The organism is Hymenobacter plasmatis, assembly GCF_020711255.1.
In the GTDB taxonomy this organism is placed as follows: Bacteria; Bacteroidota; Bacteroidia; order Cytophagales; family Hymenobacteraceae; genus Hymenobacter.
In genome coordinates this window covers 1-9,175 of record NZ_JAJFAW010000049.1, presented here as the reverse complement: position 1 = coordinate 9,175, position 9,175 = coordinate 1, and the positions used below count along the sequence as shown (strand labels likewise).

Here is a 9,175-nt window from a genome sequence, read left to right as displayed (position 1 = left end):
CGCCAGTACCGACCACTGCGCCTCGCTCAACACATACTGCGTTTCCATTCCCCTAAATTAACTGTTCACACGCCCTAATCAATTGCCCAATTCTATGGAAAACGCCACCGCAGCTCCGCCCGTTGTCACGCTCAAAAACGTGGCGCGGGCCGCCCGCAATCTCAAGGGCGTTATCTCCAAAACGCCACTGCTCCTCAACCTGGGCCTTTCACGGACTTACGAGGCCAACGTATACCTCAAGCGGGAAGACCTGCAAGTGGTGCGCTCCTACAAAATCCGGGGTGCCTACCACAAAATGGCGGGGCTCACTGCCGAAGAAGGTGCGCGCAATGTGGTGTGCGCCAGCGCCGGCAACCACGCCCAAGGCGTGGCCTACGCCTGCCAGCTACTGGGGCTGAAAGGCTACATTTTCATGCCGGCCCAAACGCCGGCCCAGAAAGTGGACAAGGTGCGTTTGTTCGGCAAGGAGCAGGTGGAGGTAATTCTGACCGGCAGCACCTTCGACGACACGTTTAAAACCGCCAAGGAATTCTGCGACGAACGCGGCAGCACCTTCGTGCATCCTTTCGACGACCTGGCCATTGTGGAGGGCCAGGCCACCGTGGGGCTGGAAATCCTGAAGGCGGTAACCGCGCCGATTGACTATTGCTTTATGGCCATCGGGGGCGGGGGGCTGGCCTCGGGCGTAGGCAGCGTGTTCCGCCAGCTGAGCCCGCACACCAAGCTGATAGGGGTGCAGCCGCTGGGGGCGCCGTCCATGCAGCGGTCCATCGCGGCCGGGCAGCGGCAGGCTCTGGGCCAGATTGAGAGCTTCGTGGATGGCGCGGCCGTGAAATGCCCCGGCGAGCTCACATTTGAGTTGTGCCGCGAGCTGCTCGACGACGTGGTGCTGGTGCCCGAAGGCCAGGTGTGCCTCGACTTGCTGAAGATGTACAACGAGGAAGGCATTGTGCTGGAGCCGGCCGGGACGCTCTGCATCTCGGCCCTGCACCAGTACGCCGACCAGATAAAGGGCAAAAACGTGGTGTGCGTGGTCAGCGGCAGCAACAACGACATCACCCGGATGGAGGACATCAAGGAGCGCGCCACCCGCTACCAGGGCCGGAAGCACTATTTCATGGTGACGTTCGACCAGCGGCCGGGGGCCCTGCGCCGTTTCGTCAACCGGGTGCTGCAACCCGACGACGACATCATCCACTTCCAGTACATCAAGAAGAATAACAAGGAAAAAGGCCCCGTTTTCGTGGGAATTGAGCTGCAGCAGCCGGGCGAGGTAGGCAGCATGCAGGCGCGCATGCTGGCCGAGGGCTTCGCCTACGAATACCTCAATGACAAGCCCGATTTCCTGAGCCTGCTGGTGTAGGAACGCGCCTTGGCGCGTTCAATCTTTGAACGATTGAGCTAAATGCAAGCCATACGTTCAGGTAAACCAGACGGCGCGGCTGCCGAACGCGCCAAGGTGGGTTCCTACAAATACAAAAAGTCTGGAGTTGCGCGATTAGCTATTGTATGCATTGTTTTGATAACTTATTGACAATAAGTAGTTAGCATCAAGTTATTGCTGGTTTAGAAATAGTAAGCGCTTGAAAAATTGGTTTTCCGGCCAGGAGCGGAGCGGTGTACTTGCGGGCAGTATTGAGCGCCTAAAGCCGCTATTCTCATGGCCATTCAGAAAATCCAAATCTTTGACACCACCCTGCGCGACGGCGAACAAGTGCCGGGCTGCAAGCTGAACCGCGACGAGAAACTCGTCATTGCCCGGCAGCTGGAGCTACTAGGGGTGGACGTAATAGAGGCGGGGTTTCCGGTGTCGAGCCCGGGCGATTTTGAAGCCGTGCGTGCCATTGCAGCCCAAACCCGCGAGGCCACCGTCTGCGGCTTGTCGCGGGCCGTGGAAAACGACATTCGCGTGGCCGCCGACGCCTTGAAATATGCGCGTTACCCGCGCATTCACACTGGTATTGGCACGTCTGATTCGCATATTCGCTACAAGCTGTGCAGCACCCCTGAGGACGTGCTGGCCCGCGCTGTGGCCGCCGTCAAGCTGGCAAAATCTTTTGTGGAAGACGTGGAATTCTACGCTGAAGACGCCGGCCGGACCGACAACGTCTTCCTGGCCCGCGTGTGCGAGGCCGCCATCAAGGCCGGGGCCACCGTGCTCAATATTCCCGATACCACGGGCTACTGCCTGCCCGAGGAGTACGGCGCCAAAATCAAGTACTTGGTCGAAAACGTGACGGGCATTCACGCCGTGACGCTCTCCACGCACTGCCACAACGACCTGGGCCTGGCCACCGCCAACTCCATTGCCGGCGTCATGAACGGCGCGCGCCAGATTGAGTGCACCATCAACGGGGTAGGGGAGCGAGCCGGCAACACCGCCCTGGAAGAAGTGGTGATGATACTGCGCCAGCACCCGTACCTGCAGCTCGATACTGGCATCACCACGCCGCTGCTGGCCGAAACCTCTGCCATGGTGGCGCACCTCATGAGCATGCCCGTGCAGGCCAACAAGGCCGTGGTGGGCGCCAACGCGTTTTCGCACTCCAGTGGCATCCACCAGGACGGTGTGATAAAGCACCGCGAGACCTACGAAATCATGAACCCGCGCGACGTGGGCATGGCCGATTCCTCGATTGTGCTCACGGCCCGCTCGGGCCGCGCGGCACTGGCCTACCGCCTCCAGAAAATCGGCTACGACTTCGACCGGCAGTCGCTCAACAAGGCCTACGCCTCGTTTTTGCAGCTTGCCGACCGCCAGAAGGAAGTAGTAGACCACGACCTCCACGCGCTGGTAGAGCAAGAGCAATTGATAAATGCAGGCTAACCAAAAGAACGTCATGCTGAGCTGGTCGAAGCATCTCGCTCGCGCCTCTTGTCATGCTGAGGCACGAAACATCTTCTCACGTTCGCACGAAATGTTCAGTCGTGATAAGATGCTTCCTGCGTCAGCATGACAGGCGATTGGATTATTACTGAGGGAAAGTGCTTCGACCAACTCAGCATGACCGTCCTTATAAAAACCCTTCAATAATGGCCAAGTCCTTATTCGACAAAATCTGGGAGTCACACGTGGTGAAAGCCATTCCGGGCGGGCTGGAGGTGTTTTACATCGACCGCCACCTGATTCACGAAGTCACGAGCCCGCAGGCGTTTGATGAGCTGCGCGAGCGGGGCTTGCCGCTGCTGCGCCCGGCCCAGATAGTGGCCACGGCCGACCACAACGTGCCCACCCGCAACCAGCACCTGCCCATTCAGGACCCCATTTCGCGCTCGCAGGTGGATAAGCTCACCGAGAACTGCGCCAGCTTCGGCGTTGAGCTGTTTGGGCTGGGGCACGAAAACCAGGGCATTGTGCACGTCATCGGCCCGGAGCTGGGCCTCACCCAGCCGGGCATGACCATCGTGTGCGGCGACAGCCACACCTCCACGCACGGTGCGTTTGGAGCCATTGCATTCGGCATTGGCACCAGCCAGGTAACGCAGGTAATGGCCACCCAATGCCTGCTTTTGAGCCGGCCCAAGCGCATGCGCATCACCGTGGACGGCGAGCTGCGGCCCGGTGTCACGGCCAAAGACCTGATTCTGCACATCATCGCGCAACTGGGCACGGGCGGCGCCACCGGCTACTTTGTGGAGTACGCGGGCAGCGCCATTCGCGCCCTGAGCATGGAAGGCCGCATGACGGTCTGCAACATGAGCATCGAAATGGGCGCCCGCGGCGGCCTCATCGCGCCCGATGCCACCACGTATGCCTACCTGCAGGGCCGCCCCTACGCGCCGCAGGGCGAGCGGTGGGAGCAGGCCCTGGCCTACTGGCAAACCCTGTATTCCGACGATGACGCGGAGTTCGAAGCCGAGCTGACCTTCGACGCCGCGGACATTGCGCCAATGATTACCTACGGCACCAACCCCGGCATGGGCATCGCCCTCACCGGCCACATTCCACCTCAAGTACCGGCCGGCGAAGCCGCCAGCTTCGACAAGTCGCTCCAGTACATGGGCTTTCAGCCGGGCGAGTCGCTGCTGGGCAAGGAAATCAATTACGTTTTTATCGGCAGCTGCACCAACTCGCGCATCGAAGACCTGCGCGCCGTGGCCGCCTACGTGCAGGGCAAGCACAAGGCCGCCCACGTGGAGGCCATCATTGTGCCCGGCTCCAAATCGGTGGAGAAGCAGGCCATTGCCGAAGGCCTCGACAAGATTTTAGCCCAGGCCGGCTTCGAGCTGCGCGAGCCCGGCTGCAGCGCCTGCCTGGCCATGAACGACGACAAAATCCCCGCCGGCGCCTACTGCGTGTCGACCTCCAACCGCAACTTTGAGGGGCGGCAGGGGCCCGGAGCGCGCACGCTGCTAGCCAGCCCGCTGGTGGCCGCCATCACGGCCGTGGAAGGCCGGATTGTCGACATTACGCAGTACTTGAATTAAATTAGAAAGTCGGTATGTGAAGTTATATAAAACTAAAAATTAGAACGATATGCTATTATTTTCCAAGAATCCTCATCCTGATAATAACCCCATCGATTGGATTAGCTACGCGGCCCAACTGCTGCGCCAAGCCGAGCACGAAGGTCTTTTTCAGTTTTCTGCCTACGCCACGCTGCCCCTTAACGACCCCACCACTTCCCATGGACAAATTCCAGACCCTGCACTCGACGGCAGTTCCGCTGCCGCTGGAGAACATTGATACCGACCAGATTATTCCGGCCCGGTTTCTGAAATCGACGACGCGGGAAGGCTTTGGGGCCAATCTGTTTGCCGACTGGCGCTACGCCTCCGACGGCCAGCCCAAGCACGGCTTTGTGCTCAACGATACCCGCTACCACGGCCAGATACTGCTGGCGGGCCAGAACTTCGGCTGCGGCTCCAGCCGCGAGCACGCCGCGTGGGCGCTGTATGATGCCGGGTTTAAGGTGGTTATCTCCAGCTATTTCGCCGATATCTTTCGGGGCAATGCCCTGAACACCGGCCTGCTGCCGCTGCAGGTGACGGAAGAAGTGCTGCAGCGCCTCGTGGCGCGCGTCACGCACTACCCCAACACGCAGCTGGTCGTGGACTTGCCCGCCCAGACGCTCACCGTGCCCGTGTGGGAAGAAAGCATCGGCTTCGACCTCGACCCCTACAAGAAAGAGTGCCTGATAAACGGCTACGACGACATTGATTACCTGCTCAGCCAGCAGGCCGCCATTACTACTTACGAACAACAGCGCCCATGGAATTTTTAAGTAAACGCATTGTGGTATTGCCCGGCGATGGCATTGGCCCCGAAGTGTGCGGCGAGGCCGTGCGCGTGCTCAAGGCCGTGGCCGAACGGTTTGGGCACCACTTCACCTTCGACTACCGGCTGATGGGCGCCTGCGCCATCGATGCCACCGGCTGCCCGCTGCCCGATGCCACGCTCGAGGCCTGCCACCAGGCCGACGCCGTGCTGCTCGGCGCCATCGGCGACCCGAAGTACGACAACGACCCCACGGCCAAAGTGCGGCCCGAGCAGGGACTGCTTGCCCTGCGCAAAAGCCTGGGCCTGTACGCCAATATCCGCCCCGTCACGGCGTATTCGCAGCTGCTGGACTTTTCGCCACTGCGGCCCGACCGCATTGCCGGCACCGACATGGTGATTTTCCGGGAGCTGACCGGGGGCGTGTACTTCGGCGAAAAAGGCCGCACCGCCGATGGTACTGCCTACGACAACTGCACCTACAACCGCGACGAAATTGCGCGCATTGCCCACCGCGCCTTCCGGGCGGCCCAGGGCCGCCGCCAAAAGCTGACGCTGGTAGACAAAGCCAACGTGCTGGAAACCTCACGGCTCTGGCGCGAAGTCATCCAAAGCATCGCGCCAGAATATCCGGAGGTGGCCGTCGATTACTTGTTTGTCGACAACGCGGCCATGCAGCTCATCCTCAACCCGCGGCAGTTCGACGTGATTCTGACCGAGAACATGTTCGGCGATATCCTCTCCGACGAAGCCTCGGTGATTGCGGGCTCGCTGGGGATGCTGCCCTCCGCTTCCGTAGGCGACGGGGCCGCGCTGTTCGAGCCCATTCACGGCTCCTACCCGCAGGCCAAGGGCAAAGGCATTGCCAACCCCATTGCCGCCATCCTCTCAGCTGCGATGATGCTCGACCATTTCGGCCTGCCCGAAGAAGCCCGCGCCGTGCGCGACGCCGTAGAAAATGCGCTAAACGACCAGGTGTTAACCCCCGAACTTAACGTCAGCACGGCGTACACCACCGAGCAAGTCGGCAGCTTCATCGCCTACGGCGTACTGGATTTGATGGACTGCCATCTGCACCGCAGCAACGTTGCCTGCGGCAGAATCACAATTATTTGAGGAAAGCCTTTTATCGTTCGTGCAGACAGTTAGAACGTCATGCAGAGCGTTACGAAGCATCTCGCTCACGCCTCTTGTCATGCAGCGTGCAGCGAAGCATCTTGCCCGCGCCTCTTGTCATGCTGACGAAGGAAGCATCTTATCACAGTTGAACGAGTCGTGCTAACCTGATAAGATGCTTCGCTGCGCTCTGCATGACAGCCGATTGGTTTAGTTATTAGGTAAAGATGCTTCGCTGCGCGCTGCATGACGTTGTACCAGCATGACGTTCAAATAGCCTTCTTGATGAAGTCCTGATTAGCTCAGTGTCGATTGATTAACTACTTATTAGACTTGTCATTACAGGCTCAATACAGTATTCCAGTCAATTAATTATTCAAATACTAATTGAGCAAGAATTAGAAAATAATTCTTGCTTCTTAAATTAATTGCTCCCAAATTGCCTTCGCTAAGACAAACAACACCGACTATGTCCTTCCGCAGCAACAATACCTTCAATAATAACTCGAATAATAATTTATTCCGAGACAGGGAGGCTATTGTTCAGAAGTAAAAACCTAAGAACAATTTTTCAATTTGAAAAGCCCTCCTTAATTCGGAAGGCTTTTTTTTTGGCCTTCCCAGCCCACTGAGGCGCATTTGCGGAATTAAAAAAAACTCCCCACCGCGGAGGTGGCCGCTTATTGCCCAAACTCAAGCATCTATCATTTCAATTAATGAATTCTTTAATCCTCCAACCCCATTTCTCAACCATGAAAACTGTTTCTTCCCCCACCGCCTGGCCCGCCGCGGCCGACCTGCTCGAAACCGAAGAGGCCATTACGTTCGTGAAGGAAACCTTTGCGAAAGAACTGGCCCGTCAGCTCCATCTGGTGAAAGTATCGGCTCCCATCGTGGTGCTAGATGGTACCGGCATCAACGACGATTTGAACGGGGTGGAGCGGCCCGTGGGCTTCCCCATTAAGGCCCTGGACGAGCAGCGTGCCGTGGTGGTGCACTCGCTGGCCAAATGGAAGCGCCTGCGCCTGCGCGAGTTGGGCATACCCGTCGGCAGAGGCCTGCTCACCGACATGCGCGCCCTGCGCCCCGACGAAGACTACAGCCCCATCCACTCCATCTACGTGGACCAGTGGGACTGGGAAAAGCACATCCTGCCCGAGCAGCGCACCATCGCCTTCCTGAAGGAGACCGTGGAAACTATCTACGCAGCCCTGAAAACCACCGAGCAGCAGGTGAGCGAGCAGTTTGGCATTGCGCCCACGCTGCCGCCGAGCATCACCTTTGTGCACGCCGAAGACCTGCTGCTGCGCTACCCGGACCTCACGCCCAAGCAGCGCGAGCACGAAGCCGCCCGCGAGTACGGCGCCGTGTTCCTGATGGGCATCGGCGGGGCGTTGAGCCATGGCGAAATCCACGACGGCCGTGCCCCTGACTACGACGACTGGAGCACCCCGAACGAAGACGGCCACCGCGGCCTGAACGGCGACATTCTGCTCTGGAACCCGGTGCTGGAAACGTCGTTCGAAGTGTCTTCGATGGGCATTCGGGTCGACAAGGTGGCCCTGGCCCGCCAGCTGGAAATGCGCGGCTGCCCCGAGCGCCAAAGCCTGCATTTCCACAGCCTGCTGCTGGCCGACCATCTGCCGCAGAGCATCGGTGGCGGCATTGGGCAGTCGCGGGTGTGCATGTTTTTGCTGCGCAAAGCCCACATCGGCGAGGTGCAGGTCAGCATCTGGCCCGAAGCAGTGCGGAGCGAGCTGGCCGAAGCCGGCGTGGGGCTGCTGTAGCCGCTGGCAGATTAATTGAGCCATAAGTTGAGCTGCAAAAGGGTTGGGCTACCGAAAGGTGGACCAACCCTTTTTTGCGCTACCAGAGAAACGGCTGATGCCAAAAGCAGCTAAGTGCCGGGTGCTAAGTTGAGCTGATTTTTGAATTCGGTAATTTTAGAGAATGCCTGATTAAAGAAGGGCAGTAGGTGAGTTTGTGTATATCTTTCGCTACTACTGCCTTTCAATGGAGAGTCTGCTTCCAATCTTCTTTGCTTTTATTGCCGGAACAGGCCATGCTTTCGAGCCGGACCATCTATTGGCGGTCGGCAACCTGATTTCGCGCCGCGATACGCTTGGTCTTGCGTTGCGCGATGGAGTTTACTGGGGCCTTGGGCACACCACCATGCTGGTCGTTGTCGGTTCGGTTATCCTGCTGAGCCGGGCCACTTTCTTGCAATCGAGCTACTTTGAGGCCGTTGTTGGGCTGATGCTTGTGGCCATGGGCATTAGCAGGCTTCTTGGTTGGAAGCGGCCCATTAGCCTAAAGCCCACGCGATACCCGCACCGGTTGGCATACACGGTGGGCTTGCTGCACGGCTTGGCCGGCAGCGGTGCCTTGGTGCTGCTGGTGATGAGCGAAATCCGCAAGCCCACTTTGGGCATTTTGTATCTGTTTATTTTCGGCGTGGGCTCCATTCTGGGCATGTTCATCGTGGCGGGGTTGTGCAGCATCCCATTCACGAAGCGCATGCGCATCAACCGCTCGCTGCAATTCAGCGCCATCACGCTGTCGTCGGTCATCTGCATCCTCTACGGCGGACGGATGATTTATGAGAACGTGAAGTGGTGAGCGTAAAGCCCGTTATACTGAGCGCCGTGTAGCCACATGTCCGCGCCTCTTGTCATGCAGAGCGCAGCGAAGCATCTTCTCACCGCAGAACGAATCGTTGTGCCGTGAGAACATGCTTCGCTGCGCTCTGCATGACAAACGATTTGCAGCGAAGCCGGAATATGCTCCGCTCTGCATGACGTTCCCTACTGCCCTCTACTTATGCACCTCTCCCCCAAAGAC

At 58.8% G+C, this 9,175-nt stretch carries 7 protein-coding genes; all 7 read left to right on the top strand.

What is annotated here, in order from left to right:
• Window positions 1–94 precede the first annotated feature (94 nt).
• The 7 genes from ilvA to LJ738_RS20935 all read left to right on the top strand — a co-directional run bounded on the left by ilvA (window position 95) and on the right by LJ738_RS20935 (window position 8,953).
• Window positions 95–1,363, top strand: coding sequence for a threonine ammonia-lyase IlvA (gene ilvA, locus LJ738_RS20965; RefSeq protein WP_227788311.1), 1,269 nt, complete (start codon window positions 95–97; stop codon window positions 1,361–1,363).
• A gap of 297 nt (window positions 1,364–1,660) precedes the next feature.
• The gene (locus tag LJ738_RS20960; RefSeq protein ID WP_227788310.1) at window positions 1,661–2,827 is read left to right on the top strand and encodes a 2-isopropylmalate synthase; all 1,167 of its coding nucleotides are present in this window, start codon (window positions 1,661–1,663) and stop codon (window positions 2,825–2,827) included.
• Between the two features lie 203 nt (window positions 2,828–3,030).
• Window positions 3,031–4,428 (top strand): 3-isopropylmalate dehydratase large subunit, encoded by a 1,398-nt coding sequence (gene leuC / locus LJ738_RS20955; protein WP_227788312.1) that lies wholly within the window; start codon window positions 3,031–3,033, stop codon window positions 4,426–4,428.
• Between the two features lie 200 nt (window positions 4,429–4,628).
• Window positions 4,629–5,225, top strand: coding sequence for a 3-isopropylmalate dehydratase small subunit (gene leuD, locus LJ738_RS20950; protein WP_227788309.1), 597 nt, complete (start codon window positions 4,629–4,631; stop codon window positions 5,223–5,225).
• Window positions 5,213–6,334: a 3-isopropylmalate dehydrogenase gene (gene leuB, locus LJ738_RS20945; protein WP_227788308.1), complete on the top strand. Its 1,122-nt coding sequence runs from the start codon at window positions 5,213–5,215 to the stop codon at window positions 6,332–6,334. Before leuD ends, leuB begins: the two co-directional genes overlap by 13 nt.
• A gap of 752 nt (window positions 6,335–7,086) precedes the next feature.
• Window positions 7,087–8,121 carry an aspartate--ammonia ligase gene (gene asnA, locus LJ738_RS20940; protein ID WP_227788307.1) on the top strand — a complete coding sequence of 345 codons (1,035 nt, stop codon included), beginning with the start codon at window positions 7,087–7,089 and terminating at the stop codon, window positions 8,119–8,121.
• Window positions 8,122–8,347: 226 nt separating this feature from the next.
• Window positions 8,348–8,953 carry an urease accessory protein gene (locus LJ738_RS20935; RefSeq protein ID WP_227788306.1) on the top strand — a complete coding sequence of 202 codons (606 nt, stop codon included), beginning with the start codon at window positions 8,348–8,350 and terminating at the stop codon, window positions 8,951–8,953.
• Window positions 8,954–9,175 lie beyond the last annotated feature (222 nt).